The organism is Paraburkholderia terrae (assembly GCF_002902925.1).
GTDB classification, from domain to species: domain Bacteria; phylum Pseudomonadota; class Gammaproteobacteria; order Burkholderiales; family Burkholderiaceae; genus Paraburkholderia; species Paraburkholderia terrae.
Genome location: NZ_CP026111.1, coordinates 3,275,753 through 3,301,634 on the forward strand (window position 1 = coordinate 3,275,753; position 25,882 = coordinate 3,301,634).

At 59.2% G+C, this 25,882-nt stretch carries 37 protein-coding genes; 2 read left to right on the forward strand and 35 right to left on the reverse strand.

From position 1 onward, the window contains the following. Positions 1–2: 2 nt before the first annotated feature. Together C2L65_RS14525 and C2L65_RS14530 are read right to left on the reverse strand one after the other, a co-directional pair. Positions 3–2,237 (reverse strand): cytochrome c biogenesis protein ResB, encoded by a 2,235-nt coding sequence (locus C2L65_RS14525; RefSeq protein ID WP_042314564.1) that lies wholly within the window; start codon positions 2,235–2,237, stop codon positions 3–5. A gap of 129 nt (positions 2,238–2,366) precedes the next feature. Continuing rightward, on the reverse strand, positions 2,367–3,020 hold the full coding sequence (locus C2L65_RS14530) for a c-type cytochrome (RefSeq protein WP_035988840.1): 654 nt from the start codon (positions 3,018–3,020) through the stop codon (positions 2,367–2,369). Positions 3,021–3,287: 267 nt separating this feature from the next. On the opposite strand from C2L65_RS14530, the gene yihA reads away from it, so the two are divergent. Beyond that, entirely contained in the window at positions 3,288–3,950 is a 663-nt protein-coding gene (gene yihA, locus C2L65_RS14535) for a ribosome biogenesis GTP-binding protein YihA/YsxC (protein ID WP_042314565.1), read from the forward strand. A 236-nt stretch (positions 3,951–4,186) separates the two neighbouring features. After that, the gene (hemB, locus tag C2L65_RS14540) at positions 4,187–5,185 is read left to right on the forward strand and encodes a porphobilinogen synthase (protein WP_042314566.1); all 999 of its coding nucleotides are present in this window, start codon (positions 4,187–4,189) and stop codon (positions 5,183–5,185) included. A 143-nt stretch (positions 5,186–5,328) separates the two neighbouring features. Here hemB and dsbD read toward each other — a convergent pair whose 3' ends face one another. The 33 genes from dsbD to fusA form a co-directional block, all read right to left on the reverse strand. Beyond that, positions 5,329–7,185: a protein-disulfide reductase DsbD gene (gene dsbD, locus C2L65_RS14545; protein WP_042314567.1), complete on the reverse strand. Its 1,857-nt coding sequence runs from the start codon at positions 7,183–7,185 to the stop codon at positions 5,329–5,331. Further along, a complete protein-coding gene (gene cutA / locus C2L65_RS14550) occupies positions 7,178–7,504 on the reverse strand; it encodes a divalent-cation tolerance protein CutA (protein WP_174485101.1) in 327 nt (108 codons plus the stop codon). The genes dsbD and cutA overlap by 8 nt, the downstream gene beginning before the upstream one ends. Before the next feature lie 157 nt (positions 7,505–7,661). Beyond that, positions 7,662–8,057, reverse strand: a complete 396-nt coding sequence (gene rplQ, locus C2L65_RS14555) for a 50S ribosomal protein L17 (RefSeq protein ID WP_007730705.1) — start codon at positions 8,055–8,057, stop codon at positions 7,662–7,664. A gap of 145 nt (positions 8,058–8,202) precedes the next feature. Beyond that, the gene (locus tag C2L65_RS14560) at positions 8,203–9,180 is read right to left on the reverse strand and encodes a DNA-directed RNA polymerase subunit alpha (RefSeq protein WP_007730697.1); all 978 of its coding nucleotides are present in this window, start codon (positions 9,178–9,180) and stop codon (positions 8,203–8,205) included. Between the two features lie 124 nt (positions 9,181–9,304). Next, entirely contained in the window at positions 9,305–9,928 is a 624-nt protein-coding gene (gene rpsD / locus C2L65_RS14565) for a 30S ribosomal protein S4 (RefSeq protein ID WP_007730694.1), read from the reverse strand. Between the two features lie 146 nt (positions 9,929–10,074). Then, a complete protein-coding gene (gene rpsK / locus C2L65_RS14570) occupies positions 10,075–10,479 on the reverse strand; it encodes a 30S ribosomal protein S11 (protein ID WP_006052224.1) in 405 nt (134 codons plus the stop codon). 28 nt (positions 10,480–10,507) lie between these two features. Then, complete coding sequence (rpsM, locus tag C2L65_RS14575) at positions 10,508–10,873, reverse strand: 30S ribosomal protein S13 (RefSeq protein WP_006052223.1); 366 nt, start codon at positions 10,871–10,873, stop codon at positions 10,508–10,510. A gap of 41 nt (positions 10,874–10,914) precedes the next feature. Beyond that, positions 10,915–11,031 (reverse strand): 50S ribosomal protein L36, encoded by a 117-nt coding sequence (rpmJ, locus tag C2L65_RS14580; protein ID WP_004199844.1) that lies wholly within the window; start codon positions 11,029–11,031, stop codon positions 10,915–10,917. A 20-nt stretch (positions 11,032–11,051) separates the two neighbouring features. Next, the gene (infA, locus tag C2L65_RS14585; RefSeq protein ID WP_004521905.1) at positions 11,052–11,270 is read right to left on the reverse strand and encodes a translation initiation factor IF-1; all 219 of its coding nucleotides are present in this window, start codon (positions 11,268–11,270) and stop codon (positions 11,052–11,054) included. Positions 11,271–11,278: 8 nt separating this feature from the next. Beyond that, entirely contained in the window at positions 11,279–12,625 is a 1,347-nt protein-coding gene (gene secY / locus C2L65_RS14590) for a preprotein translocase subunit SecY (protein WP_012402182.1), read from the reverse strand. Between the two features lie 46 nt (positions 12,626–12,671). Beyond that, complete coding sequence (gene rplO, locus C2L65_RS14595) at positions 12,672–13,106, reverse strand: 50S ribosomal protein L15 (protein WP_042314569.1); 435 nt, start codon at positions 13,104–13,106, stop codon at positions 12,672–12,674. 30 nt (positions 13,107–13,136) lie between these two features. Then, positions 13,137–13,319 (reverse strand): 50S ribosomal protein L30, encoded by a 183-nt coding sequence (gene rpmD / locus C2L65_RS14600; RefSeq protein ID WP_042314575.1) that lies wholly within the window; start codon positions 13,317–13,319, stop codon positions 13,137–13,139. A 10-nt stretch (positions 13,320–13,329) separates the two neighbouring features. After that, positions 13,330–13,848 (reverse strand): 30S ribosomal protein S5, encoded by a 519-nt coding sequence (rpsE, locus tag C2L65_RS14605; protein WP_007730604.1) that lies wholly within the window; start codon positions 13,846–13,848, stop codon positions 13,330–13,332. Between the two features lie 14 nt (positions 13,849–13,862). After that, on the reverse strand, positions 13,863–14,228 hold the full coding sequence (rplR, locus tag C2L65_RS14610; RefSeq protein ID WP_007730600.1) for a 50S ribosomal protein L18: 366 nt from the start codon (positions 14,226–14,228) through the stop codon (positions 13,863–13,865). 12 nt (positions 14,229–14,240) lie between these two features. Continuing rightward, a complete protein-coding gene (gene rplF / locus C2L65_RS14615; RefSeq protein WP_035988814.1) occupies positions 14,241–14,771 on the reverse strand; it encodes a 50S ribosomal protein L6 in 531 nt (176 codons plus the stop codon). 19 nt (positions 14,772–14,790) lie between these two features. Beyond that, on the reverse strand, positions 14,791–15,186 hold the full coding sequence (gene rpsH, locus C2L65_RS14620; protein WP_007730595.1) for a 30S ribosomal protein S8: 396 nt from the start codon (positions 15,184–15,186) through the stop codon (positions 14,791–14,793). Between the two features lie 14 nt (positions 15,187–15,200). Beyond that, positions 15,201–15,506: a 30S ribosomal protein S14 gene (rpsN, locus tag C2L65_RS14625; RefSeq protein ID WP_012402186.1), complete on the reverse strand. Its 306-nt coding sequence runs from the start codon at positions 15,504–15,506 to the stop codon at positions 15,201–15,203. 7 nt (positions 15,507–15,513) lie between these two features. Then, positions 15,514–16,053, reverse strand: coding sequence for a 50S ribosomal protein L5 (rplE, locus tag C2L65_RS14630; RefSeq protein WP_006052214.1), 540 nt, complete (start codon positions 16,051–16,053; stop codon positions 15,514–15,516). Positions 16,054–16,069: 16 nt separating this feature from the next. Further along, positions 16,070–16,378: a 50S ribosomal protein L24 gene (gene rplX, locus C2L65_RS14635; protein WP_042314570.1), complete on the reverse strand. Its 309-nt coding sequence runs from the start codon at positions 16,376–16,378 to the stop codon at positions 16,070–16,072. Between the two features lie 9 nt (positions 16,379–16,387). Further along, positions 16,388–16,756, reverse strand: a complete 369-nt coding sequence (gene rplN / locus C2L65_RS14640) for a 50S ribosomal protein L14 (protein WP_007730565.1) — start codon at positions 16,754–16,756, stop codon at positions 16,388–16,390. Between the two features lie 292 nt (positions 16,757–17,048). After that, positions 17,049–17,321 (reverse strand): 30S ribosomal protein S17, encoded by a 273-nt coding sequence (rpsQ, locus tag C2L65_RS14645; protein WP_007730563.1) that lies wholly within the window; start codon positions 17,319–17,321, stop codon positions 17,049–17,051. Further along, positions 17,318–17,512: a 50S ribosomal protein L29 gene (rpmC, locus tag C2L65_RS14650; protein WP_007180130.1), complete on the reverse strand. Its 195-nt coding sequence runs from the start codon at positions 17,510–17,512 to the stop codon at positions 17,318–17,320. The genes rpsQ and rpmC overlap by 4 nt, the downstream gene beginning before the upstream one ends. 10 nt (positions 17,513–17,522) lie before the next feature. After that, complete coding sequence (gene rplP / locus C2L65_RS14655; RefSeq protein WP_007730545.1) at positions 17,523–17,939, reverse strand: 50S ribosomal protein L16; 417 nt, start codon at positions 17,937–17,939, stop codon at positions 17,523–17,525. Between the two features lie 2 nt (positions 17,940–17,941). Continuing rightward, positions 17,942–18,736, reverse strand: coding sequence for a 30S ribosomal protein S3 (rpsC, locus tag C2L65_RS14660; RefSeq protein ID WP_012402193.1), 795 nt, complete (start codon positions 18,734–18,736; stop codon positions 17,942–17,944). Positions 18,737–18,747: 11 nt separating this feature from the next. Continuing rightward, the gene (gene rplV, locus C2L65_RS14665; protein WP_007730533.1) at positions 18,748–19,077 is read right to left on the reverse strand and encodes a 50S ribosomal protein L22; all 330 of its coding nucleotides are present in this window, start codon (positions 19,075–19,077) and stop codon (positions 18,748–18,750) included. A 12-nt stretch (positions 19,078–19,089) separates the two neighbouring features. After that, positions 19,090–19,365, reverse strand: a complete 276-nt coding sequence (gene rpsS / locus C2L65_RS14670; RefSeq protein WP_006998484.1) for a 30S ribosomal protein S19 — start codon at positions 19,363–19,365, stop codon at positions 19,090–19,092. Positions 19,366–19,375: 10 nt separating this feature from the next. Then, positions 19,376–20,203, reverse strand: coding sequence for a 50S ribosomal protein L2 (gene rplB / locus C2L65_RS14675; RefSeq protein WP_042314571.1), 828 nt, complete (start codon positions 20,201–20,203; stop codon positions 19,376–19,378). Between the two features lie 2 nt (positions 20,204–20,205). Continuing rightward, positions 20,206–20,520 (reverse strand): 50S ribosomal protein L23, encoded by a 315-nt coding sequence (gene rplW, locus C2L65_RS14680; protein ID WP_007730525.1) that lies wholly within the window; start codon positions 20,518–20,520, stop codon positions 20,206–20,208. Continuing rightward, positions 20,517–21,137, reverse strand: a complete 621-nt coding sequence (gene rplD, locus C2L65_RS14685; RefSeq protein WP_007730523.1) for a 50S ribosomal protein L4 — start codon at positions 21,135–21,137, stop codon at positions 20,517–20,519. Before rplD ends, rplW begins: the two co-directional genes overlap by 4 nt. Then, a complete protein-coding gene (rplC, locus tag C2L65_RS14690; RefSeq protein WP_042314576.1) occupies positions 21,137–21,796 on the reverse strand; it encodes a 50S ribosomal protein L3 in 660 nt (219 codons plus the stop codon). Before rplC ends, rplD begins: the two co-directional genes overlap by 1 nt. A gap of 188 nt (positions 21,797–21,984) precedes the next feature. Further along, on the reverse strand, positions 21,985–22,296 hold the full coding sequence (gene rpsJ, locus C2L65_RS14695) for a 30S ribosomal protein S10 (protein ID WP_006998489.1): 312 nt from the start codon (positions 22,294–22,296) through the stop codon (positions 21,985–21,987). Between the two features lie 127 nt (positions 22,297–22,423). Beyond that, entirely contained in the window at positions 22,424–23,614 is a 1,191-nt protein-coding gene (gene tuf, locus C2L65_RS14700; protein WP_028371383.1) for an elongation factor Tu, read from the reverse strand. A 48-nt stretch (positions 23,615–23,662) separates the two neighbouring features. Continuing rightward, positions 23,663–25,765, reverse strand: coding sequence for an elongation factor G (gene fusA / locus C2L65_RS14705; RefSeq protein ID WP_042316290.1), 2,103 nt, complete (start codon positions 25,763–25,765; stop codon positions 23,663–23,665). Between the last annotated feature and the right edge of the window lie 117 nt (positions 25,766–25,882).

Genomic DNA, 25,882 nt, shown 5'->3' on the forward strand with positions numbered 1-25,882 from the left:
TCTTACCGGGTCGAATCAGATGAATCTGCGGACGCTCCGTGCGTTGCACGGGCGGCGTCCTTTGCCACGTGGGCGGAATCGGCATCGACAGGCTTGCCACCCAGCGCGACGCCGACGGCATCGCGTGTTTGGGCGAATTCCTTCTCGAAATCGAACGTCTTGCGCGCCGTCGACATCGCCATCACGACGGTCACGCCATTGCCGCCGCGCTCCGCGTCCTTGAGCCAGAACCACAGCCGCCGTTCGCGGACATAGAACATCGAAAAGATGCCCAACACGAGTAGCAGGCTGCCAAGATACACGACTTTTTTGCCCGGCGCGCGCGTCAACTGAAATACCGAAGCTTGCACCTGCTTGAAGGAATCAAGCTGCAAATAGACGGGCGAACCGTACAGAAAGCTGTCGGAAATCGCGTTGATCGAACTCTGGACAAAGCGGCTCGTGGTCGGGTCGGCCGTTGCCGGGCCTTCTCCCGCCTGCTTGCGCGCGAGTTGCCATACGTCCCACATCGAGCCTTCGAGCATGCGAAGCAAGAGTCCTGCCGCCTTCTCCTGCTCGGCCTTGGGGACAGAACGATCGATGAACGCGGCGACCGCCTGGAAGCCGCCAACCTTCTGACCATTGGCGGCCTTGCCCAGACTCGGATCGTCGCCGGCGAACAGCGTCAGCACACGCGATGCACTCTCTTCAAGATGCTGCTGCAGTTCCGCGTTCGACTGCACCGAGCGCTGCGCGAAATCGCGCGCCGCCTGCGCACGGATGGCGGGGTCCTGGAGCGCGGCGCGCATCCGCATCCATTCATTGACCGTGCCGCCTGCGTCGGCGGGAATGCGCAGATAGCGGAATGCATCGTCGGGATTCGCGCGCATGCCCGCGAGGAACACGCGCTCGCCGCTTACGTCGACGGGCAGCATGTAGTTGTTGTACTCGCGCGCCTGGCCGTCCTTGTCGCGCACCTTGTACTGCACCGACGGGCCGACGTTATGCAGATCGACCGGTTTCGACGTCTTTGCGCCGGAGCCGAGGCGCTCGTCGAAGGCTTCCTTTAACGACTGATGCGCGGCAACGCCGCGTGCATCGTTCTGGCCGTTACCGTTCGAGATATTCTCGACGTTGATTGCGCGGAAATCGGCAAATTCGACCGTCTGGCCGTCCGCGCCGGGCATCGACGCGCTCAACACCTTCGAGCCGCCGATCTCGCCGTTGAACGACTCGCTCTTGACGCTGCTGCCCGTCATCGGCCAAGCCGTCGTCTGCATCTGCGAGCCGCCGTCCTGGAAGCTCGACTGATAGATCGACACGCCGTCGTATTCGAACGGTTTGTTCACTTCGACGCGCGCCGGAACGCGCGCGCCCGTCTTGTGGTCGATCACGACGATGTCGCTTGCAAAGAGCTTCGGCATGCCCGTCGAGTAGTAATCGACGATGAACTTGTTCAGTTCGATCGAGAACGGCAGATCCTGGATCAGCGAGCCGTCCTGCTGGTTCAGGATCGCCGTCGACACATGCTGGCCTTCCGGCACCCACGCGTAGCCGCGGAACGTCGGATTGCCCTGCGACAGGCGATGCTCGGGCGGAATCTCATTGATGACGGTGTTGCTGCGGATCGGCGTCTTGTCGAACAGCCACATCTGCAGCTTGATGGGCAGATTGCTGTCGAGCAGCCCACCGATGCAGATAATCACGATCGCAATGTGCGCGGAGATGTAGCCGAGCTTGGTCAGCGCGCCGCGCTTCGCGGCGATCAGCGTCGCGCCTTCCGATTCGCGCGTCACGTACTTGTAGCCGAGCTTTGCCGACAGCTTGCCGAGCGTGGCGGCGGCTTGCGCGCGCGTCGCGTTCGGCACCTCGAACTCGCCCTTGTGATGGAACGCGCGCAGGCTGCCTTCGCGGACCTTGTCCTTCCAGCTCTTCATATCGGCGACCATCTTCGGCGCGTTGCGGATCACGCACAGCGAGACCGACACGAGCAGAAAGCCGAGGATCAGCATGAACCACCACGCGCTGTACACGTTGTACAGGCTCAGCGAGCGGAAGATGTCGGCCCAGAACGGCCCGAACTGGTTGACGTAGTTCGGATACGGATCGTCCTGCGTGAGCACGGTGCCGATGATGCTCGCGATCGACAGGATCACGAGCAATGCGATCGCAAAGCGCATCGAACTCAGCAATTCGACGGACGTGCGCAGGAAGCGCTGCCGCGACTTCAACTCCAAACCCGACGTGGTGACGCTCATTCAAACTCCGACTGAACAGCAAAAAAGGGTGCAGGGACGTCGCTGCTTGCGATTCCCTCACCCTTTTCTTGTTTTTTCGCCGGCCATCTTACGGCCCACCTTAGGCCGGCTTCGCTTTCGTACGGACTCTTAATGCAAGCCCGCGATGTAATCGGCAACCGCCTTGATCTCGCTATCCGACAAACGCGATGCGACGGCGTGCATTGCTTCGTTGTTGTTGCGCGCGCCCGGGCCCTGCGTGAACGCGGTCAACTGTGCCACGGTGTAATCCGCCCATTGCCCCGACAGGCGCGGATACTGTGACGGAATGCCCTGCCCCGTCGGCCCGTGACAGCTTGCGCACGCAGGAACGCCCTTGTCGGCGAGGCCAGCGCGATAAATCTTCTGCCCGAGGGGCACGGTGTCCTTGTTGTGCGCGTAACCCGGCTTCGGTGCCTGCGACGCGAAGTACGCCGACACGTTGACCATGTCCTGATCGGTCAGCGCCGCCGCCATACCCGCCATGATCGCATTGTTACGGGCGGGCTGCTTCGCACCTGGCTGGGTTTTGAAATCTTTGAGCTGCTTGACGAGATACTCGGGGTGTTGGCCGGCGAGCTTCGGATACGCACCACCCGCACTGTTGCCATCCGCGCCGTGACATGAAGCGCACACCTGCGCTGCGATTGCCTGCCCCCGATTCAAATCCGGCTTTGCCTGATCTGCTGCTCTTGCCTGTACCGCCAAACCTGAAAGACCTGCTGCTGTGTGAAGTACCACCAGAAACTTGCCCAGTCGATTCATTCGCACACCCTGTTTCGTCTTGTGGGAATTAGAGGTTCTGCAAAATACGACAGCGACCGATCAGCCGCCGAGGCCCGCGCGGCGGCCTCTCAGGTTTTCAGTAAACCATCGTATTGTACAATAACTCGCTAATCGATCTGGCGCCAGTCGGGCCTCTCCGGCCTTTACGGCGGGGCTGCATCGCCCTTGCAGGGCAATTCATCACGTCCGCCGATGTGCGCAGGACGTCCGCTCGACGTCCATTCACCCCTCCATCTGGTCTTCTCCATGTCTTTTCTGCTCCACCAAGCGCGCTTTTTCACGACCGTCAATCACTTGCGCGATCTGCCGCCTACGCCGCAACCCGAGGTCGCTTTCGCGGGGCGGTCGAACGCGGGAAAGTCGACGGCCATCAACCTCCTCTGCAACCAGAAGCGACTCGCGTTTGCCAGTAAGACGCCTGGGCGCACGCAGCACATCAACTACTTTTCGGTGGGACCGGCGGACGAACCTGTCGCGCACCTCGTCGATCTGCCCGGCTATGGCTATGCCGAAGTGCCCGGCGCGGCGAAGGCTCATTGGGAGCAGTTGCTGTCGAGCTATCTGCAAACGCGGTCGCAGCTGCGCGGCATGATCCTGATGATGGATTCGCGCCGACCGCTCACCGAGCTGGATCGCCGGATGATCGAGTGGTTCGCGCCGACAGGCAAGCCGATTCACACGTTGCTCACCAAGTGCGACAAATTGACTCGCCAGGAAAGCATCAACGCGCTGCGGGCAACGAAGAAAGGGCTGGATGAGTATCGCGCGGCGGGTTTTCAGGGCGAACTGTCCGCCCAGCTTTTTTCCGCGCTCAAGCGGATCGGCCTCGATGAGGCGCACGAACTGATCGAAAGCTGGATCGCGCCCGGCACGGCGGGCGATTCCGACGAGCCGGCTTCGGCTGAATAAGGCCAGAAGGGCCGCCCCGACACGTGGGCGGCGGTTTTCGTTCGCCCAGAAAAAAACCCGCCGCTAGAAAACGGCGGGTTAAACAGCCTAATCGAAAAACGACAGGCACCCGCTCAGGGAGGAGAAGCGGGGAGGTCAGCGCTAGGCGCCTTGCTCGATCGGTATGATATACCATTGTCTCGAAAAGTTTCTGGCAGGGTGCCGCCAGCATTTTTGACTTTTGCAGATATCCCCACATGAGCTTCTATCCGCATCATCGCCCTCGCCGCATGCGCCGGGACGACTTTTCGCGCCGCCTGATGCGCGAGAACATCCTCACCACCAATGATCTGATTTACCCCGTCTTCGTGATCGAAGGGACGAATGTCCGGCAGGCCGTTCCGTCGATGCCTGGCGTCGAGCGAGTGTCCGTCGATCTGCTGATGGGCGTCGCCGAGCAGTGTCTCGAACTGGGCGTGCCCGTGCTGTCGCTGTTCCCGGTGATCGAGCCGTCGCTGAAGACGCCCGACGGCCGCGAGGCAACCAATGAAGCCGGCCTGATTCCGCGCGCGGTGCGCGAGTTGAAGAAACGCTTCCCCGAACTCGGCGTGTTGACGGACGTCGCGCTCGATCCGTACACGAGCCACGGCCAGGACGGCGTGCTCGATGAAAACGGCTACGTGATCAATGACGAAACGGTCGAGATTCTCGTCGAGCAGGCGCAGACGCAGGCGCAGGCGGGCGTCGACATCGTCGCTCCGTCCGACATGATGGACGGCCGGATCGGTTCGATTCGCGAGATGCTGGAAAGCGAGGGCCACATTCACACGCGGATCATGGCTTATTCGGCGAAGTTCGCGTCTGCGTTCTACGGCCCGTTCCGCGATGCCGTCGGCTCCGCGGCGAATCTCGGCAAAGGCAACAAGATGACGTATCAACTCGACCCCGCCAACTCGGACGAGGCGCTGCGCGAAGTGCGCGCCGACATCGACGAAGGCGCGGACATGGTGATGGTCAAGCCGGGCATGCCTTATCTGGATATCTTGCGGCGCGTGAAGGACGAGTTCCGCTTCCCGACGTATGTGTATCAGGTGAGCGGCGAATACGCGATGTTGAAGGCCGCCGCACAAAACGGCTGGCTCGATCACGATAAGGTGATGATGGAATCGCTGCTCGCGTTCAAGCGCGCAGGCGCGGATGGCGTGCTGACCTACTTCGCGCTGGACGCTGCGCGTTTGCTGCGGGCGCAGAAGTAAGGTTGCGATGCATGCCGCGTACGACCGCGTCGCGGTGTCGCGGTAGGTATCGACCGAAAGCGGAGATTGCCTTAAGGCGTCTCCGCTTTTTCATTTCAAGCTGATGCGGACCGCGTTGGATATACGTGTGTGACGTTTGATGCTCAGGTCTGCGGCACCGTCATCGCCCGGTCGAGACTTCTCAGGAATTTGTCCGCCGATTCGTATCCGACGACGCGCAGCACTTCTTTCCCGCCGCGGTCGAAAAAGATGATCCCCGGCGGCCCGAACAAATTGAAGCGCTTGAGCAGAACCTGATCGTCTGCGTTATTGGCCGTGACGTCCGCGCGCAGCAGATTCATTTGCTTGAGCTTCGCCTGAACGCGCGGGTCGCTGAAGGTGAACTTTTCCATTTCCTTGCAGCTGACGCACCAGTCCGCGTAAAAATCGAGCATGGCGGGCTGTGCAGCCGTTTTGACGGCTTCGTCGAGCTGACCTGATGAGCGCACCGGCGCGAAGGCCAGATCGGTCTGTTGGGCCTGCCCGGACGCGGCATTCAATGTCCGACCCGCGAGTACGGCGAGCGGCTTCAGCGGGTCCGTCGATCCTGCTGCCAGCCCAACCAGTAAGGTGGCGGCCCAGATCGCCAATGCTGCACCGATTCCGCGTCCAAGACCGCGCCAGATCGAGCCTGCGCCCGCATGAGGGGAAAATAGCCCCAGGCCGGCAGCTGCGATCAGGAGCCACAATGCGGCCAATAGCATTTGCGCAATCGGGCCCAACACCGGCCACACGATCCAGAGCGCAGCCGCAAGCAGCACGATGCCGAAGAAGACCTTGACGCTGTCCATCCAGGCACCCGCGCGTGGCAGCAACGTGCCTGCGCCAAGCCCGATGATGAGCAGCGGTACGCCAAGCCCGATACCCATCGAAAATAGTGCCACACCGCCCAGCACGGCATTGCCGGTGTGCGCGATGAACGCCAATACCGCGAACAGCGGTGCCGTCATGCATGCACCGACTACCAGCGCAGAAAGTGCTCCCATCACCGCGACGGCCGCGAACTTCCCTCCCGAGTGGTGCTCGGACGCTTTTGAAACGCCGCTCTGCAACCGCTGAGGCAACACGATATCGACTCCCGCGATCAGCGTGAGCGCAAAGAGGGACAGCAAAACGCCAAATGCGCCGAGCACCCACGGGCTCTGCAGCCAGGCGCCAAGGCTTTGCCCAACGAGCGCGGCCGCGATGCCAAGCACCGTGTACACGAGCGCCATCCCGACAACATAAGCCAATGACAGCGTGAAACCGCGTGCGCGCGTGACCCGAGGCCCCTCGCCGATGATGATTGCCGACAGAATCGGGATCATCGGGTACGAACAGGGAAGCAGACTCAGCACGATGCCGGCGACGAAATACAAACCGACGATCGCGAAAAACCCGCCGCCTTGCAGCAGTGATTGCGCATAGTCTGCGCTGGTCGCGCGCTCGTACCACGAGGTGCTGCTTTGAGTGTCCTGAGCCGGCAGCGTGTTCGTTTTACCCGCAACGGCCGCGTGCAACGCCGCTCCCGTCACGTGGTAGACGCGCTCCATTGGCGGATAGCAGATGCCCGCGTCGGCGCAGCCCTGCGACGTAACGGCAAGATCGAACGGACCGCTCGCCTGCTTCACGGGGACGCGGACAGTCAATTCGCCACGATAGGTTTCGACATTCTTCCCGAATGTCTGGTCGAACTTCACATGCCCCGCGGGTAATTGCGCGTCACCGATCGTCGCCGTACCGTTGCGCGTCGCGAAGGCGAATCGCTCCCGGTACATGTAGTAGCCGTCGGCGATCTTGTAGTGAACCAGCACTTCGCCTGGCTGCTCGGATGCGCTGAATCTGAAAGCGACCGCGGGATCGAGAAAGTCGTCCGCCGCACGAACGACGCTCGCCGTGGCCAGCGATAGCAGCAGTACGCCTGCGACAAAGGTGAGAAGGCGCGCGACATTCCGCCAGCGCCGGGACAAACCGTTAAACATGGATTGGGCGTTGCGTTTCGGCATTCACCCATTGGCCATACGCGGCCGACGCAGTGACTTGCCAGGAAAGGATTTCGGGCGTGTCGTACGGATGCTGAGCCTGGATGAACCGTTCGAGCTCAAGCGTTCGGACGACGCTCGTCTTGAACAGCAACTGGATCTCTTCCGCCGATTCGATCTTGCCCTGCCAGTGGTAGTTGGACTGGACGCTGCCAAGTTGCGTCACACACGCAGCGAGACGTGCTGAAAGCGCGTCCTGAGCCAATTTTTGCGCCGTTGCGAGGTCCGGCACGGTCGTCAATACCAAACTCACGTTCACGTTCACCGACCGCTCCAGCGCTTTCCAAAACAGGGTGACGCTATCGTATCACCTTGTCCTGATAGCTCGCAGACGCTCGAATGGCATAGGCAAAGCGCACGCTGGAAACGAAAAAGCCAGGCTCACGCCTGGCTTCTTTTAGTCGCTGTCAGAAAGCTTATTCAGCTTCTGCAACGTTTTCAACTTCCTCGACTTCCGGACGGTCGAGCAGTTCGACCAGTGCCATCGGTGCGTTGTCGCCGACGCGGAAACCGAACTTCAGGATGCGCAGGTAGCCACCCGGACGGTTCGCGAAGCGCGGGCCCAGCACGTCGAACAGCTTCGTGACCGAGTCACGATCGCGCAGGCGATTGAACGCCAGACGACGGTTTGCCAGCGACGGCTTCTTGCCGAGCGTGATCAGCGGCTCGACGACTTTACGGAGTTCCTTCGCCTTCGGCAGCGTCGTCTTGATGACTTCGTGCTCGATCAGCGAGTTGGACATGTTACGGAGCATTGCCAGACGGTGGCTGCTCGTGCGGTTCAGTTTCCGCAAACCATGACGGTGACGCATTTCAATTTCCTTGAATCAAAGTTTTGGTCCAGCTCTTCTATCGCTTTCCTTGTGTACAGCGTGGAAAGCACGGGCCGGTAGTGAAAAAGGCAAGACGCGGATTTTAAAGGAAAATCCGCGTCCTTACCAGTCGATACTGCTTGACTTACTTGTCGAGACCAGCCGGCGGCCAGTTTTCGAGCTTCATGCCGAGCGTCAGGCCACGCGAAGCGAGTACTTCCTTGATCTCGTTCAGCGACTTGCGACCCAGGTTCGGCGTCTTCAGCAGCTCGTTTTCCGTGCGTTGGATCAGATCGCCGATGTAATAGATGTTCTCGGCCTTCAGGCAGTTCGCGGAACGAACCGTCAGTTCGAGATCATCGACCGGACGCAGCAGGATCGGATCGATCTGCGGAGCGCGCGACGGTGCTTCTGCCGCTGCTTCCGTGCCTTCCAGCGCTGCGAACACCGACAGCTGATCGACCAGAATACGCGCCGATTGACGGATCGCTTCTTCCGGCGAAATCACGCCGTTGGTTTCGATGTTCATCACGAGCTTGTCGAGGTCGGTACGCTGTTCGACACGCGCGCTTTCCACGGCGTAGCTCACGCGGCGAACCGGCGAGAACGACGCATCCAGCACGATACGACCGATGATCTTGGCCGATTCTTCGCCGTAACGACGCACGTTGCCCGGGACATAACCACGGCCCTTTTCGACCTTGATCTGCACGTCGAGCTTACCGCCCTTCGACAGATGAGCAATCACGTGATCCGGGTTGATCACTTCGCAGTCGTGCGCGAGTTCGATGTCACCAGCCGTGACAACGCCTTCGCCTTCCTTGCGCAGCGTAACCGTCACTTCGTCACGGTTATGCAGCTTGAACACCACGCCCTTCAGGTTCAACAACAGGTTGACCACGTCCTCCTGCACACCATCGAGCGTCGAGTATTCATGCACGACGCCTGCGATCGTCACTTCGGTCGGCGCGTAGCCCACCATCGACGACAGCAATACACGCCGAAGCGCGTTACCCAAGGTGTGGCCATAACCCCGTTCAAACGGTTCCATGACCACTTTCGCGTGGCTTTCGCCAAGCGATTCAACAGCGATGATCTTGGGCTTCAACAAACTGGTTTGCATAGGTTTTCCTTTTCAATACCCTCGGCTCGTTACACCGATAAGGCTGACCGGTAACAACCTGAAAATAAACAGCCGAGGTGCCCCCTTGCCTAACGCAATCGGGGAACCTCGGCCGTCAATCCGATTAGCGCGAATACAATTCGACGATCAGGCTTTCGTTGATGTCGCCAGCGATGTCGCTGCGTTCCGGCATTTGCTTGAACGTGCCTTCGAACTTCTTCGAATCGACAGCAACCCACTGCGGCAGACCGCCCTGTTCGGCGAGCGACAGCGCTTCGAGAATACGAGCCTGCTTCTTCGACTGTTCGCGCACGGCAACCACGTCGCCAGCCTTGACTTGCAGCGACGGGATGTTCGCGACGACGCCGTTCACCGTGATCGACTTGTGGCTCACGAGCTGACGCGCTTCAGCGCGCGTCGAACCGAAGCCCATGCGATACACGACGTTGTCCAGACGCGACTCGAGCAGCTTCAGCAGGTTTTCACCCGTGTTGCCCTTGCGACGGTCGGCTTCAGCGAAGTAGCGGCGGAACTGGCGCTCGAGCACGCCGTAGATGCGCTTCACTTTTTGCTTTTCGCGCAGCTGCGTGCCGTAGTCGGACGTACGTGCGCCCGAGGTGCGGCCATGTTGACCAGGCTTGCTGTCAAGCTTGCACTTGTCAGCGAGCGAACGACGGGCGCTCTTCAGGAAGAGATCGGTGCCTTCACGGCGAGACAGCTTGGCTTTAGGGCCGATATAGCGTGCCACTTTGCATTCCTTCTATGATTGATCACGTGAACTTTCATTCACGCTAGTCCGAACCCTTTGGGTCGAACGGTGGGCTTAGTCAATTCAATAACGCAAGCAGCCTGTTACCGCCGTTAGCGGCAACAGGCGCAAGCGGAGCAAGCGTCTTAGATACGACGACGCTTCGGCGGACGGCAGCCGTTGTGCGGAACCGGCGTCACGTCGGAGATCGCGGTGATCTTGATGCCAAGACCATGCAGCGCGCGCACCGCGGACTCACGGCCAGGGCCAGGGCCCTTGATCCGCACTTCGAGGTTCTTCACGCCGTATTCCATCGCCACGCGGCCAGCCGATTCAGCGGCGACCTGAGCTGCAAACGGGGTCGATTTACGCGAACCCTTGAAGCCCTGACCACCCGACGTCGCCCAAGCCAATGCATTGCCTTGACGATCGGTGATCGTGATGATGGTGTTGTTGAACGACGCGTGAACGTGAACCACGCCCTCGGCGACGTTCTTCTTGACCTTCTTGCGAACGCGTTGCGCCGCGGAGTTGTTCGAAGCCTTAGCCATTACGTTTTCCTGTAACTGTCAGTCCCGCTTACTTCTTCAGCGATTGCGCTGCACGACGCGGACCCTTGCGCGTACGGGCATTCGTACGCGTGCGCTGGCCGCGCAGGGGCAGGCCCTTACGATGGCGCACGCCACGATAGCAGCCGAGATCCATCAGGCGCTTAATGTTCATCGTCGTTTCACGGCGCAGATCGCCTTCAACGATGAACTTGCCGACTTCTTCACGCAGCTTTTCGAGGTCTGCGTCGTTCAGGTCCTTGACCTTCTTCGAAAATGCCACACCAGCTGCGACGCAAATGTCGCGCGAGCGCGTGCGGCCGATACCGTAAATTGCCGTCAGGCCGATTTCGGTATGCTGGTGGTTCGGGATGTTAACCCCTGCGATACGAGCCATTGTTTTTCCTCAAACAAAAAGCGCAAACAAAAGCGCGGCGTTCAGCCTTGACGCTGCTTGTGGCGCGGATCAGAGCTGCAAATCACGCGAACGACGCCCTTGCGCTTGATGATCTTGCAATTGCGGCAAATGCGCTTAACCGATGCCATCACTTTCATGATATTACCCTTTTTTCAAATCACTTCGCCCGGAACACGATCCGCGCACGCGACAGATCGTAAGGCGTCAATTCAACCGTAACCTTGTCGCCCGGAAGGATACGGATGTAGTGCATCCGCATCTTGCCGGATATGTGTCCCAATACGACATGGCCGTTTTCCAGCTTCACCCGAAAGGTAGCGTTGGGGAGGTTTTCGATAACCTCGCCCTGCATCTGGATTACATCGTCTTTGGCCATAAGTCCTTTCAACGCATCGGGACGCCGCCGCCCTTGAAGTTAGCCTTCTTCAGCAGCGACTCATACTGTTGCGACATAACGTACGACTGCACCTGCGCCATGAAATCCATTGTGACGACGACAATGATCAGCAGCGACGTTCCACCAAAATAAAACGGCACATTCCAGCGCAGCACCAGAAACTCGGGCAGCAAGCAAACGAACACGATGTAGATCGCACCGGCTAGCGTCAGACGCGTCAGGATGCGGTCGATATAGCGTGCCGTCTGGTCACCCGGACGAATACCCGGGACGAATGCACCACTCTTCTTCAGGTTGTCGGCCGTCTCCCTGCTGTTGAACACCAGCGCGGTGTAGAAGAAGCAGAAGAACACGATCGCCAACGCGTACAGCAACACGTACACCGGTTGACCGGGCTTGAGCGCTTCAGCCACGTTGTGCAGCGTGTCCGCGAACCAACCGGTCCGCGACCCTGAACTGAACCAGTTCAGGATGGTTGCCGGGAACAGGATGATCGACGATGCGAAGATCGGCGGAATCACGCCCGACATGTTCAGCTTCAACGGCAGATGCGACGACTGTCCACCGTAAATCTTGTTGCCAACTTGCCGCTTCGCGTAGTTCACAAGGATCTTGCGCTGGCCGCGTTCAATGAACACTACCAGATACGTCACAGCTGCAATCAGCGCGACCACGATGATCGCCGAGATGATGCTCATCGAGCCGGTACGAACCAGTTCGAAGAGACCACCGATCGCATTCGGGAAACCCGCTGCGATACCGCCGAAAATAATGATCGAAATGCCGTTACCCAGACCGCGTTCCGTGATTTGCTCACCGAGCCACATCAGGAACATCGTGCCGGTCACGAGCGTCACCACCGTCGTCAGCCGGAAGACCATGCCAGGATCGATCACCAATGCCGGCTGATTCTCCAGCGCAACAGCGATACCGAAAGCCTGGAACGTGGCAAGAACCACCGTGAAGACACGCGTGTACTGCGTAATCTTCCGTTGACCCGCCTGTCCTTCCTTCTTCAGCGCTTCGAGTTGCGGCGAGACAATCGCCAGCAACTGCATGATGATCGACGCCGAGATGTACGGCATGATCCCCAGCGCGAAAATCGTGAACCGCGAAAGTGCGCCACCCGAGAACATGTTGAACATGCCAAGGATGCCGCCCGACTGGCTCTGAAACAACTTTGCCAGCTGGTCCGGGTCGATACCCGGCACCGGAATATGCGCGCCGATGCGGTAGACAACTAGCGCCAGCAGCAGGAACACTGCACGCCGACGCAGATCGCCAAACTTCGCCGCGCTTCGACCGGGTTTTGCGAGACTCGGGCTGTTAGCCAAGAACCTTCTCCGATGCAAATGCTAGTGACGGCAATCGACTTGCACGTTACTCGGCGAAAGAACCGCCAGCTGCTTCGATCGCAGCGCGCGCGCCCTTCGTCGCACCCAGCCCCTTCACGACGACCTTGCGCTTCAACTCGCCCGTCGCAATGATCTTGGCGCTGGTCATCAACTCGCCGATCAAGCCGGCTTGCTTCAGTGCCAGCAGATCGACTTCATCGACCGGCAGCTTCTCCAAATCGCCGAGACGCACTTCACCAACGAATTCCTTCGTCAGCGAGGTAAAGCCACGCTTCGGCAGACGGCGTTGCAGCGGCATCTGACCGCCTTCGAAGCCGACCTTGTGGAAGCCACCCGAACGCGATTTCTGACCCTTGTGACCACGGCCAGCGGTCTTACCGAGGCCGGAGCCGATGCCGCGACCAACGCGACGCTTTGCGTGCTTCGCGCCTTCAGCCGGCTTCAGGTTATTCAATTCCATTATCAACTCCTTGAGTGCCCGAACGGCCGCTTAGTCGATGACCTTAACGAGGTACGAGACCTTGTTGATCATGCCACGCACAGCCGGCGTGTCCTGCAACTCGCTAACCGAGTTCAGGCGGCGCAGTCCAAGACCACGCACCGTAGCGCGGTGCGATTCGCGGGTCCCAATCAGGCTCTTGACGAGCTGAACCTTGACAGTTTTTTCAGACATGGTGACCACCTTAGCCCAGAATGTCTTCGACGGACTTACCACGCTTCGCCGCGATGTCAGCCGGCGTCGACTGCTTGCGCAGCCCATCCAGCGTCGCACGAACGAGGTTGTACGGGTTCGTCGAACCGTGGCTCTTGGCCACAACGTTTTGCACGCCCATCACGTCGAACACTGCGCGCATCGGTCCGCCAGCGATCACGCCGGTACCATCCTTCGCCGGAGCGAGGAGAACCGTCGATGCGCCGTGCTTGCCATGCACTTCGTGTTGCAGCGTACCGTTCTTGAGCGGCACCTTGAACATGTTGCGGCGGGCTTGTTCCATTGCCTTCTGAACAGCGACCGGAACTTCCTTGGCCTTGCCCTTGCCCATGCCGACGCGGCCGTCACCATCGCCAACCACGGTCAGTGCGGCGAAGCCGAGAATCCGGCCACCCTTCACGACCTTGGTCACGCGGTTGACCGAAATCATCTTTTCGCGGAGGCCGTCGTCGCGTTCGTCAGCCTGAACTTTCGCTTGCATCTTTGCCATGACGAATTCCTTCCTTAGAACTTGAGCCCGGCTTCGCGCGCCGCGTCAGCCAGCGCTTTCACGCGGCCGTGGTAGCGGAAACCCGAGCGGTCGAAGGCGACGGATTCAATGCCGGCAGCCTTAGCCTTTTCTGCGATGCGCTTGCCGATCAGGGTCGCAGCGGCAACATTGCCACCCTTGCCCGACTGGTCGGCCAGTTGCGCACGCACTTCGGCTTCGAGCGTCGACGCGCTGGCGAGCACCTTGGTGCCGCACGGCGAGAACACTTGCGCATAGATGTGCGTGTTCGTGCGATGCACGGCCAGACGCGCGACTTGCAGCTCAGCGATCTTGACACGCGTCTGACGAGCGCGGCGCAGGCGAGATTGAGTCTTATCCATGATTGCGCACCCTTACTTCTTCTTCGTTTCTTTGAGGATCACAACCTCGTTGGCATAGCGCACGCCCTTGCCCTTATAAGGCTCCGGCGGACGGTAGCCGCGCACTTCTGCAGCGACCTGGCCAACTTGTTGCTTGTTGATCCCCTTGATCACGATTTCGGTTTGCGACGGGGTTTCAGCCTTGACGCCTTCCGGCATCTGGTGCACCACCGGGTGCGAGAAACCCAGCGACAGGTTCAGCTTGTCGCCTTGCGCTTGCGCACGATAACCAACGCCAACCAGCGTCAGCTTGCGCTCGAAACCCTTAGTCACGCCTTGCACCATGTTCGCGACCAGCGCGCGCATCGTGCCCGACATCGCATTTGCTTCGCGGCTTTCGTCAACCGGCTCGAACTTCAGCGTGCCGTTGTCGTTCACCACTTTCACGAGGCGATTCGCGTTCTGCGAAATCGTACCCAGCGGGCCCTTGACGGTAATGCGCTCGTCGCTCAGGGCCACTTCTGCGCCTTGCAGCGCGATCGGGCTTTTACCTACTCGAGACATGTTTCTTCTCCCTTCGGTCTTAAGCGACGTAGCAGATGACTTCGCCGCCCACGCCAGTAGCGCGCGCCTTGCGGTCGGTCATCACACCCTTCGGCGTCGAAACGATCGCAACGCCCAGGCCATTCATAACCTGCGGAATATCGTTGCGGCCGCGATACACACGTAGACCAGGCTTCGAGACGCGTTCGAGGCGCTCGATAACCGGACGGCCAGCGTAGTACTTCAACGCGATGTTCAATTCCGACTTCGCGCCTTCAGCCTTCACTGCGAAATCGTCGATATAGCCTTCATCCTTCAGGACTTGCGCGATCGCAACCTTGACTTTCGACGAGGGCATCGTCACCGAAACCTTCTCAACCATCTGCGCGTTGCGGATGCGAGTCAGCATATCGGCGATAGGATCACTCATGCTCATTTACGTTTCTCCTATTACCAGCTCGCCTTGGTCAGGCCAGGGATCTCGCCGCGGAACGCGATTTCACGAATCTTGTTACGCGCCAGCCCGAATTTACGGAACGTGCCACGCGGACGACCGGTGATTGCGCAACGATTGCGCTTGCGAGTCGGGTTCGAATTGCGCGGCAGTTGTTGCAGCTCAAGGCGAGCCGAATAACGCTCTTCTTCCGACTTGCTTTGGTCGTCGATGATTGCCTTCAGCTCAGCACGCTTAGGTGCGAACTTGGCAGCCAGGCGCGCACGCTTCTTTTCACGTTCGATCAGTGCCAGTTTAGCCACGGTAACCTCAGTTTCTGAACGGGAACTTGAAGCTGGCGAGCAGTGCCTTTGCTTCATCGTCAGTCTTCGCAGTCGTCGTGATGCTGATGTTCAGCCCACGCAGCGCGTCGATTTTGTCGTAGTCGATTTCGGGGAAAATGATCTGCTCTTTCACACCGATGTTGTAGTTGCCACGACCGTCGAATGCACGGCCCGACACGCCACGGAAGTCACGCACACGCGGGAGCGCAACCGTCACGAAACGATCGAGGAATTCGTACATTGCCTGGCCACGCAGCGTGACCATCGCGCCGATCGGGTAACCCTGACGGATCTTGAAGCCTGCGATTGCCTTGCGTGCCTTCGTGATGACCGGCTTCTGGCCCGCGATCTTCGTCAGATCGCCAACGGCGTTCTCGATGATCTTCTTGTCAGCGACGGCTTCGCCAAGACCCATATTCAGGGTGATCTTGGTGATGCGCGGCACTTCCATCACGGACTTGTAACCGAACTTCTCGATCAGGCCGGGAACAACCTTCTCTTTATAAAATTCTTGCAAACGTGCCATTTTTTACTCCGCAGCGTCAGGCGCTCAGCACAGCACCGGTCGACTTCAGGAAACGAACCTTCTTGTCTCCCTCGACCTTGATGCCGACACGCGACGGCTTGCCATTCGCGTCGACCAGCGCGACGTTCGAAATATGCAATGGCATTGCCTTCGCTTCCACGCCGCCCGTCGTACCCTTCATCGGGTTCGGCTTCACATGCTTCTTGGCGATATTGAGGCCCTCGACGGTCACACGGTCATCGGCAACGACCAGCACTACACCGCGCTTGCCCTTGTCTTTACCGGTAACTACGACGACTTCGTCACCTTTGCGAATCTTGTTCATCTCGGCTCCTTACAGCACTTCCGGCGCGAGCGAAACGATCTTCATGAAACGTTCGCTGCGCAGCTCACGCGTAACCGGCCCAAAGATACGGGTGCCGATAGGCTCGAGCTTGGTATTCAAAAGCACGGCTGCGTTGCCGTCGAACTTGATCAGCGAGCCGTCTTGACGACGCACGCCCTTGGCGGTGCGAACCACCACGGCGTTGTAGATTTCGCCTTTCTTCACGCGCCCGCGCGGCGTTGCTTCTTTGACGGTCACCTTGATGATGTCGCCAATGTTGGCATAACGACGCTTCGAGCCGCCGAGCACCTTGATGCACATGACTTCACGCGCACCCGTGTTGTCGGCCACTTCGAGCCGAGTTTCGGTCTGGATCATGGTTTATCTTTCCCAACTTAATCCGGTCACACCACCATGGCGCACCCGGTCAGTCTTGGTCCCGTCAGCCAATCGGCTGCTTGGGTATGAACAGCAGCGACGGCAAACGAAACCCGCCATCGCAATCTGGTGATTCTGTCGACATGGACTGACGCCCAAATCGCTTCCCCCACCTACGACTTCGCCCGCGATGGGGCTCCCACAAAGAGGGAAGACCGAGATTATAACAAATAATCTCGGTCTTGCAAGCGAAATCTACTGCGATTTCAACTTCTTCTTACTGCTCAGCCGCTTAGATGATTCGAGCAGCTTCAATCAGACGCGATACAGCCCAAGCCTTCGTCTTCGACACCGGACGAGTTTCCTGGATTTCAACGAGATCGCCCTCGTTGTACGTGTTCGCTTCGTCATGAGCGTGATACTTCTTCGAACGTACGACGTACTTGCCGTAGATCGGGTGCTTCACGCGGTGCTCGACCAGCACGGTAACCGTCTTGTCCATCTTGTTGCTGACGACCTTGCCGACCAGCGTCCGCTTGAGCGAGGTTTTTACGCTATCGTTCATTTCTGGTTCGCCTTCTCAGTCAGGACGGTCCGCACACGTGCGATGTCGCGACGAACCTTCTTCAGCTGGCTCGTGTTCGTGAGCTGCTGGGTCGCGAGTTGCATGCGCAGGCCGAATTGCGCCTTCAACAGGTCCGACAGCTCCTTGTTGAGCGCGGCCTGATCTTTCTGGTGAAGTTCGGATGCCTTCATCATTCACTCCTTAGGCGCCGAGCTGGCGAACCATGAACGTCGTCTTCAGCGGCAGCTTCGCTGCAGCCAGACGGAACGCTTCACGTGCCAGTTCTTCGGTCACACCATCCATTTCGTACAGCATCTTGCCCGGCTGAATCTCGGCGACGTAGTACTCAGGGTTACCCTTACCGTTACCCATACGCACTTCCGCCGGCTTTTGCGAGATCGGCTTGTCCGGGAAAATGCGGATCCAGATGCGGCCGCCGCGCTTGATGTGACGCGTCATTGCACGACGCGCTGCTTCAATCTGACGCGCGGTCAGGCGGCCGCGACCGATAGCCTTCAGACCGTACTCACCGAACGACACCGCGTTACCACGCGTTGCGACGCCAGTGTTACGACCCTTCTGCTCTTTGCGATACTTCCTGCGTTTCGGTTGCAGCATCGTTATTCTCCAGTCTTACCGTCGCCGGCACCGCCACGGCGCGGAGCACCACGGCGAGCACCTGCCGGTGCACCTTCACCATCGCGACGCGGGCGGCGATCGCCCGGACGTGCGTTGCGGCGCGGACGCTTTTCTTCGGCGACTTCTTCAACCACCGGAGCGTCGTTGCGGCCGAGCGTGTCGCCCTTGTAGACCCAAACCTTCACGCCGATGATGCCGTACGTCGTCTTCGCTTCCGAGGTTGCGTAGTCGATGTCCGCACGCAGCGTGTGCAGGGGCACGCGACCTTCGCGATACCACTCCGTACGAGCGATTTCGATACCGTTCAGACGGCCCGCGCTCATGATCTTGATGCCTTGAGCACCCAGACGCATCGCGTTTTGCATCGCACGCTTCATCGCACGGCGGAACATGATCCGGCGTTCGAGCTGTTGCGTGATCGAATCGGCGATCAGTTGCGCATCCGTTTCCGGCTTGCGGATTTCTTCGATGTTGACGTGAACCGGAACGCCCATACGCTTTTGCAGCTCGGACTTCAGCAGTTCAATGTCTTCACCCTTCTTGCCGATCACGACACCCGGACGCGAGCTGAAAATCGTGATACGCGCGTTCTTTGCAGGACGCTCGATCACAACGCGGCCGACGGACGCGTTCTTCAGCTTCTTCTTCAGGTATTCACGAACACCGATGTCTTCCTGCAACATCGCCGCGAAATTGTTGTTGTTCGCGTACCAACGCGACGCCCAATTGCGGCTGACGGCCAAACGGAAGCCAGTCGGATGAATTTTCTGTCCCATCGTATGGCTCCTTAATTCCCGACCGTCACAGTGATGTGACAGGATTGCTTCTCGATGCGGTTACCGCGACCCTTTGCGCGTGCGGTGAAACGCTTCAGCGAAGCAGCCTTGTCGACGTAGATGCTCGTGATCTTGAGCTCGTCGATATCGGCGCCTTCGTTGTGCTCCGCATTCGCGATCGCAGACAGCACGACCTTCTTAACGATACCCGCCGCCTTCTTCGGCGAGAACGTCAGAACGTTCAGCGCCTTGTCGACCGGCAAACCACGAATCTGGTCAGCCACAAGGCGCGTTTTCTGCGCCGAGATGCGGGCACCGCGATGAATTGCCTTCACTTCCATCTTGATTGCCCCTTATTTCTTGGCCTTCTTGTCGGCCGCGTGACCCTTGAACGTACGGGTCAGTGCGAACTCGCCAAGCTTGTGGCCGACCATGTTTTCCGTGACATACACCGGAACGTGTTGACGGCCGTTATGAACGGCGATCGTCAGACCGATGAAGTCCGGCAGGATCGTCGAGCGACGCGACCAGGTCTTGATTGGCTTCTTGTCGCGCGATGCTGCAGCCGCCTCAACTTTCTTCAGCAAATGGGCGTCGCAGAACGGACCTTTTTTAATAGAACGTGCCATTGCCTACTCCTTAACGCTTGTGACGGCGCTGGACGATCATGCTCGTCGTGCGCTTGTTGCTACGGGTGCGATAACCCTTCGTCGGCGTGCCCCACGGGCTCACCGGATCGCGACCTGCAGCCGTCTTGCCTTCACCACCACCGTGCGGGTGATCGACCGGGTTCATTACAACGCCACGCACCGTCGGACGGATACCGCGCCAGCGGTTCGCGCCGGCCTTACCGATTTGACGGAGGCTGTGCTCTTCGTTGCCAACTTCACCGATCGTCGCGCGGCATTCGATGTGAACGCGGCGGATTTCGCCCGAGCGCAGACGAACCTGCGCGTAGGTGCCTTCACGAGCCAGCAGCATCGCCGACGTACCAGCCGAACGCGCCATTTGCGCGCCCTTGCCAGGCAGCATTTCGATGCAGTGAATCGTCGTACCAACCGGGATGTTGCGGATTGGCAGCGTGTTGCCTGCACGGATCGGAGCTTCCGAACCCGACATAAGTTGCTGACCAACCGTCACGCCCTTCGGAGCGATGATGTAGCGACGCTCGCCGTCTGCGTACAAAACCAGCGCAATGTTCGCGCTACGGTTCGGATCGTACTCAAGGCGTTCGACCTTCGCGGGAATGCCATCCTTCGTGCGACGGAAGTCAACGATACGATAGTGCTGCTTGTGACCACCACCCTTATGGCGCGTGGTGATGTGGCCGTTGTTGTTACGGCCGGCGGTCTTGCTCTGCACGTCGAGCAGCGGTGCGTACGGCTTGCCCTTATGCAGATCCTTGTTGACCACCTTGACCATCGCACGGCGGCCCGGCGAAGTCGGCTTAACTTTCACGATTGCCATGATTACTTGGCCTCCGCTTCAAAGTTGATTTCCTGGCCGGGCTTCAGGCAGACGTACGCCTTCTTCACGTCCTTGCGCTTACCCATGAAACGGCCAAAGCGCTTTGCTTTGCCCTTCTGGACCAGCACGTTGACGGAATTGACTTCCACCTTGAACAGCAGCTCGACAGCAGCCTTCACTTCCTGCTTCGTAGCGTCCGGCGCAACTTCGAACACGACTTGCTCGTTCTTGTCAGCAACCAGCGTCGCCTTTTCGGAGATCACCGGCGCGAGCAGAACTTGCATCAAACGATGATCGTTTTTGCGAACTTCGCTCATGACAGCAACTCCTCGATCTGGGCGACCGCAGCCTTCGTGATCAGCACTTTCTTGAAGTAGATCAGCGACAGGGGGTCGGCGTAACGCGGCTCGACAACGGCCACGTGGGCCAGATTGCGCGACGCGAGGTACAGGTTTTCGTCAACCGTGTCGGTGATGACCAGCACGGAGTCGAGACCCATCGCCTTGAACTTTTCGGCCAACAGCTTCGTCTTCGGCGCTTCGAGCGTCAGCTCGTCGACAACCGCGATGCGGCCTTCGCGGGCCAGCTGCGAGAAGATCGAGCAGAGACCTGCGCGATGCATCTTCTTGTTGACCTTGTGCGAGAAATTTTCTTCCGGCGAATTCGGGAAGATGCGACCACCGCCACGCCACAACGGGCTCGACGACATACCGGCACGAGCACGGCCCGTACCCTTCTGGCGCCACGGCTTCTTCGTGGTGTGCTTGACCTGCTCACGATCCTTCTGAGCGCGGTTACCGCTACGTGCGTTCGCCTGATAAGCGACGACGATCTGGTGGATCAGGGCTTCGTTGTAGTCACGACCGAACACGACGTCCGACGCGTTGACTGCTGCGCCTTCCTGACCGTTGGCATTCAGGAGCTTAAGTTCCATTATTTCGCTCCTTTCACGGCACGCGTCTTCACAGCCGGCGTCACAAAAACCTTGCCGCCCTTCGCACCCGGAACAGCACCCTTGACCAGCAGCAGCTTGCGATCTGCGTCGATACGTGCGATTTCGAGGTTCTGCACGGTGACCGTCTCGTCACCCATATGACCCGTCATGCGCTTACCCGGGAAAACACGACCCGGATCCTGCGCCATACCGATCGAACCCGGCACGTTGTGCGAACGCGAGTTACCGTGCGATGCACGGCCCGAAGCGAAGTTGTAGCGCTTGATGGTACCGGCGTAGCCCTTACCGATCGAGGTGCCTTGCACATCGACCTTCTGGCCCACTTCGAAGAGATCCACACCGATCACTGCGCCATTCGCCAGCTCGGCAGCCTTGGCGGCGTCGATCTGGAATTCCTTGAGGATTTCACCGGCTTGAACGCCGGCTTTGGCGAGATGACCTGCCAACGGCTTCGTCACACGCGATGCACGGCGCGTACCGAAGGCAACCTGAACGGCCGTGTAGCCGTCGGTTTCAACAGTCTTGATCTGCGTCACGCGGTTGTCGGACACGTCCAGCACGGTGACGGGAATCGAATCCCCTTCAGCCGTGAAGATACGGGTCATGCCAACCTTGCGACCTACGAGTCCAAGGCTCATCGTTTTCTCCATTCCCGACTGCGATTGGTCGGGGCTAATTTACAAAATGCCTCGCGTTTCAGAGGCGAAACGCGACGGCTTTTTTACGCAATTGCGCGAAAAGCCTAGCATTATAGCGAGGCCTTTCGTTTTCTGCAAGCAATCAAAGACTTAGCGGCATCCAATAACCCGGATACCGCTCGAAGCCCTTACTGCAGCTTGATCTCGACGTCCACGCCAGCCGGCAGATCCAGCTTCATCAACGCGTCGACGGTCTTGTCCGTCGGATCGACGATGTCCATCAGGCGTTGGTGCGTGCGGATTTCGAGCTGATCGCGCGACGTCTTGTTGACGTGCGGCGAACGAAGAATGTCGAAACGCTGGATGCGGGTCGGCAGGGGCACCGGACCACGAACGATTGCGCCAGTCCGCTTCGCGGTGTCGACGATCTCAGCTGCCGATTGATCGATCAGACGATAGTCGAATGCCTTCAGGCGAATGCGGATTTTCTGGTTCTGCATGACGAATTCCTTGGAAAGAGCGAGGCGATATTGCACCGCCGATTAGAAAAAGAGCGTAGGTCTGGGCGCCCGCTTGGCGGGAGTGCCCAGACCCGGGCACTACATGCTGCTACAGCAATCTTCGATTTTACTCGATGATCTTGGCAACGACACCTGCGCCGACGGTACGGCCACCTTCACGGATTGCGAAGCGCAGACCTTCTTCCATCGCGATCGGAGCGATCAGCTTCACCGTGATCGACACGTTGTCGCCCGGCATCACCATTTCCTTGTCCTTCGGCAGCTCGATCGAGCCCGTCACGTCCGTCGTACGGAAGTAGAACTGCGGACGGTAGTTGTTGAAGAACGGCGTGTGACGGCCGCCTTCGTCCTTGCTCAGCACGTACACTTCAGCCGTGAAGTGCGTGTGCGGCGTGATCGAACCCGGCTTGGCCAGCACCTGGCCACGCTCCACGTCTTCACGCTTCGTGCCGCGCAGCAGGATACCAACGTTGTCGCCTGCCTGACCCTGGTCGAGCAGCTTGCGGAACATTTCCACGCCCGTGCAGGTCGTCTTCACCGTCGGCTTGATACCGACGATTTCGATTTCCTCGCCGACCTTGACGATGCCGCGTTCAACGCGACCCGTCACCACCGTGCCACGACCCGAGATCGAGAACACGTCTTCCACCGGCATCAGGAACGCGCCGTCAACCGCGCGCTCCGGCGTCGGGATGTACGTGTCCAGTGCGTCGGCCAGGTTCATGATCGCCACTTCGCCCAGCTCGCCCTTGTCGCCTTCGAGCGCCAGCTTCGCCGAACCCTTGATGATCGGCGTGTCGTCGCCCGGGAAATCGTACTTCGACAGGAGTTCGCGAACTTCCATCTCGACGAGTTCCAGCAGCTCGGCGTCGTCCACCATGTCGCACTTGTTCAGGAACACGATGATGTACGGCACACCGACCTGACGCGCCAGCAGGATGTGCTCACGCGTTTGCGGCATCGGGCCGTCAGCGGCCGAGCACACCAAGATTGCGCCGTCCATCTGCGCTGCGCCCGTGATCATGTTCTTCACATAGTCAGCGTGGCCCGGGCAGTCGACGTGTGCGTAGTGGCGGTTAGCCGTTTCGTACTCGACGTGTGCCGTGTTGATCGTGATGCCGCGCGCCTTTTCTTCCGGCGCTGCGTCGATCTGGTCATACGCCTTTGCTTCGCCGCCGAACTTTGCCGTCAGCACCGTCGTGATCGCTGCCGTCAGCGTGGTCTTGCCGTGGTCAACGTGACCGATCGTGCCGACGTTCACGTGCGGCTTGGTCCGTTCGAATTTACCTTTAGCCATGTTTCTCTTCTTTCAAAAAAGTTGTTCGATGAATGACTATGCGAGGTCTTACTTCGACTTCGCGTTGATGATCGCTTCCGACACGTTACGCGGAGCTTCTGCGTAGTGCTTGAATTCCATCGTGTACGTTGCGCGACCTTGCGTGAGCGAGCGCAGCGACGTCGAGTAGCCAAACATCTCCGACAGCGGCACTTCGGCGCGGACGATCTTACCGCCGCCAACCATATCGTCCATGCCCTGGACAATACCGCGACGGCCCGACAGGTCGCCCATCACGTTGCCCATGTAGTCTTCCGGCGTTTCGACTTCGACAGCCATCATCGGTTCGAGGATGACCGGCTGAGCCTTGCGCATTGCTTCCTTGAACGCCATCGAGCCGGCCATGCGGAACGCATTTTCGTTCGAGTCAACGTCGTGGTACGAGCCAAACGTCAGGTGAACCTTGACGTCGACGACCGGGAAGCCTGCCAGCACGCCTGCCTTCAACGTTTCCTGGATGCCCTTGTCGACCGCGGGGATGTATTCACGCGGAATCACACCACCCTTGATCTCGTCGAGGAACTCGTAGCCCTTGCCTTGCTCATTCGGTTCAAGCGTGATGACCGCGTGGCCGTATTGGCCGCGACCACCCGACTGCTTGACGAACTTGCCGTCGACGTCTTCCGCCTTGCCGCGAATCGTTTCGCGGTAAGCAACCTGCGGCTTGCCGACGGTCGCTTCAACGCCGAATTCGCGCTTCATACGGTCAACCAGAATTTCCAGGTGGAGCTCGCCCATGCCCGAAATAATGGTTTGGCCCGATTCTTCGTCCGTTTGAACGCGGAACGACGGATCTTCCTGAGCCAGACGGTTCAGCGCCAGACCCATCTTTTCCTGGTCAGGCTTCGTCTTCGGCTCAACAGCCTGCGAAATCACCGGCTCCGGGAAAATCATGCGTTCAAGCACGATCGGGCTTTGCGGATCGCACAGCGTGTCGCCGGTCGTTGCGTCTTTCAGGCCGACTGCAGCAGCGATGTCGCCTGCGCGCACTTCCTTGATTTCTTCGCGCTGGTTCGCGTGCATCTGCAGAATACGACCCAGACGTTCCTTCTTGTCTTTGGTCGCGTTCAGCACGGTGTCACCCGAATTCACGACGCCCGAGTACACACGGAAGAAGATCAGTTGGCCGACGAACGGGTCAGTCATGATCTTGAACGCCAGTGCCGAGAACTTTTCGTCGTCGGCAGCGCGGCGCTCACCCTTTTCGCCGTTTTCCAGTTCGCCCGTAACCGGCGGAATGTCGATCGGCGACGGCAGGAAGTCCAGAACGGCGTCCAGCATACGTTGCACGCCCTTGTTCTTGAACGCGGTGCCGCACAGCATCGGCTGGATTTCGCAAGCGATCGTACGGTCGCGCAGACCCTTGATGATTTCCGCTTCCGACAGCTCGCCGTCTTCGAGGTACTTGTTCATCAAGTCTTCGCTCGACTCAGCCGCGGCTTCGATCATCTTTTCGCGCCATTCGTTGCACGAGTCGACCAGTTCAGCCGGGATCTCTTCGTACGAGAACTTCGTACCTTGGGACGCTTCGTCCCAAATGATCGCCTTCATCTTCATCAGGTCGACGACGCCCGTGAAGTTCTCTTCCGCGCCGATCGGCACGACGACGGGAACCGGGTTCGCCTTCAGACGCAGCTTGAGCTGGTCGTAGACCTTGAAGAAGTTCGCGCCGGTGCGGTCCATCTTGTTGATGAACGCGAGACGGGGAACCTTGTACTTGTTCGCCTGGCGCCAAACCGTTTCCGACTGCGGCTGCACGCCGCCCACTGCGCAGTAGACCATGCACGCACCGTCGAGCACGCGCATCGAGCGCTCGACTTCAATCGTGAAGTCAACGTGACCCGGGGTGTCGATGATGTTGATACGGTGCTCGGCGCGGTCGCCTGCCATGCCTTTCCAGAACGCCGTGGTAGCAGCGGACGTGATGGTAATACCACGTTCCTGTTCCTGCTCCATCCAGTCCATGGTGGCGGCGCCGTCATGCACTTCACCGATCTTGTGGTTCACGCCGGTATAGAACAGGATGCGCTCGGTCGTCGTCGTTTTGCCGGCGTCGATGTGAGCGCTAATACCGATGTTGCGGTAGCGCTCGATAGGTGTCTTGCGAGCCACTTTAATCCTCTATTGGGATGACACGATGGAAACCAGTCCATCGCGCTCTAACACAAACGGGCGAGGCGCTTTGTAAGCGCACCCGCCCGGAATTTCTTTCCGCTTTACAGCCAGTCC

Coding starts and splice junctions, on each gene's coding strand:
- C2L65_RS14525 (WP_042314564.1), bottom strand. CDS start 2,237: ATGAGCGTCACCACGTCGGGTTTGGAGTTGAAGTCGCGGCAGCGCTTC.
- C2L65_RS14530 (WP_035988840.1), bottom strand. CDS start 3,020: ATGAATCGACTGGGCAAGTTTCTGGTGGTACTTCACACAGCAGCAGGT.
- yihA (WP_042314565.1), top strand. CDS start 3,288: ATGTCTTTTCTGCTCCACCAAGCGCGCTTTTTCACGACCGTCAATCAC.
- hemB (WP_042314566.1), top strand. CDS start 4,187: ATGAGCTTCTATCCGCATCATCGCCCTCGCCGCATGCGCCGGGACGAC.
- dsbD (WP_042314567.1), bottom strand. CDS start 7,185: ATGTTTAACGGTTTGTCCCGGCGCTGGCGGAATGTCGCGCGCCTTCTC.
- rplQ (WP_007730705.1), bottom strand. CDS start 8,057: ATGCGTCACCGTCATGGTTTGCGGAAACTGAACCGCACGAGCAGCCAC.
- C2L65_RS14560 (WP_007730697.1), bottom strand. CDS start 9,180: ATGCAAACCAGTTTGTTGAAGCCCAAGATCATCGCTGTTGAATCGCTT.
- rpsK (WP_006052224.1), bottom strand. CDS start 10,479: ATGGCTAAGGCTTCGAACAACTCCGCGGCGCAACGCGTTCGCAAGAAG.
- rpsM (WP_006052223.1), bottom strand. CDS start 10,873: ATGGCTCGTATCGCAGGGGTTAACATCCCGAACCACCAGCATACCGAA.
- rpmJ (WP_004199844.1), bottom strand. CDS start 11,031: ATGAAAGTGATGGCATCGGTTAAGCGCATTTGCCGCAATTGCAAGATC.
- infA (WP_004521905.1), bottom strand. CDS start 11,270: ATGGCCAAAGACGATGTAATCCAGATGCAGGGCGAGGTTATCGAAAAC.
- rplO (WP_042314569.1), bottom strand. CDS start 13,106: ATGGAATTGAATAACCTGAAGCCGGCTGAAGGCGCGAAGCACGCAAAG.
- rpmD (WP_042314575.1), bottom strand. CDS start 13,319: ATGTCTGAAAAAACTGTCAAGGTTCAGCTCGTCAAGAGCCTGATTGGG.
- rpsE (WP_007730604.1), bottom strand. CDS start 13,848: ATGGCAAAGATGCAAGCGAAAGTTCAGGCTGACGAACGCGACGACGGC.
- rplR (WP_007730600.1), bottom strand. CDS start 14,228: ATGGATAAGACTCAATCTCGCCTGCGCCGCGCTCGTCAGACGCGTGTC.
- rplF (WP_035988814.1), bottom strand. CDS start 14,771: ATGTCTCGAGTAGGTAAAAGCCCGATCGCGCTGCAAGGCGCAGAAGTG.
- rpsH (WP_007730595.1), bottom strand. CDS start 15,186: ATGAGCATGAGTGATCCTATCGCCGATATGCTGACTCGCATCCGCAAC.
- rplE (WP_006052214.1), bottom strand. CDS start 16,053: ATGGCACGTTTGCAAGAATTTTATAAAGAGAAGGTTGTTCCCGGCCTG.
- rplX (WP_042314570.1), bottom strand. CDS start 16,378: ATGAACAAGATTCGCAAAGGTGACGAAGTCGTCGTAGTTACCGGTAAA.
- rplN (WP_007730565.1), bottom strand. CDS start 16,756: ATGATCCAGACCGAAACTCGGCTCGAAGTGGCCGACAACACGGGTGCG.
- rpsQ (WP_007730563.1), bottom strand. CDS start 17,321: ATGAACGATAGCGTAAAAACCTCGCTCAAGCGGACGCTGGTCGGCAAG.
- rpmC (WP_007180130.1), bottom strand. CDS start 17,512: ATGAAGGCATCCGAACTTCACCAGAAAGATCAGGCCGCGCTCAACAAG.
- rplP (WP_007730545.1), bottom strand. CDS start 17,939: ATGCTGCAACCGAAACGCAGGAAGTATCGCAAAGAGCAGAAGGGTCGT.
- rpsC (WP_012402193.1), bottom strand. CDS start 18,736: ATGGGACAGAAAATTCATCCGACTGGCTTCCGTTTGGCCGTCAGCCGC.
- rplV (WP_007730533.1), bottom strand. CDS start 19,077: ATGGAAGTGAAGGCAATTCATCGCGGTGCCCGCATCTCGGCGCAGAAA.
- rpsS (WP_006998484.1), bottom strand. CDS start 19,365: ATGGCACGTTCTATTAAAAAAGGTCCGTTCTGCGACGCCCATTTGCTG.
- rplB (WP_042314571.1), bottom strand. CDS start 20,203: ATGGCAATCGTGAAAGTTAAGCCGACTTCGCCGGGCCGCCGTGCGATG.
- rplW (WP_007730525.1), bottom strand. CDS start 20,520: ATGAGCGAAGTTCGCAAAAACGATCATCGTTTGATGCAAGTTCTGCTC.
- rplD (WP_007730523.1), bottom strand. CDS start 21,137: ATGGAACTTAAGCTCCTGAATGCCAACGGTCAGGAAGGCGCAGCAGTC.
- rplC (WP_042314576.1), bottom strand. CDS start 21,796: ATGAGCCTTGGACTCGTAGGTCGCAAGGTTGGCATGACCCGTATCTTC.
- rpsJ (WP_006998489.1), bottom strand. CDS start 22,296: ATGCAGAACCAGAAAATCCGCATTCGCCTGAAGGCATTCGACTATCGT.
- tuf (WP_028371383.1), bottom strand. CDS start 23,614: ATGGCTAAAGGTAAATTCGAACGGACCAAGCCGCACGTGAACGTCGGC.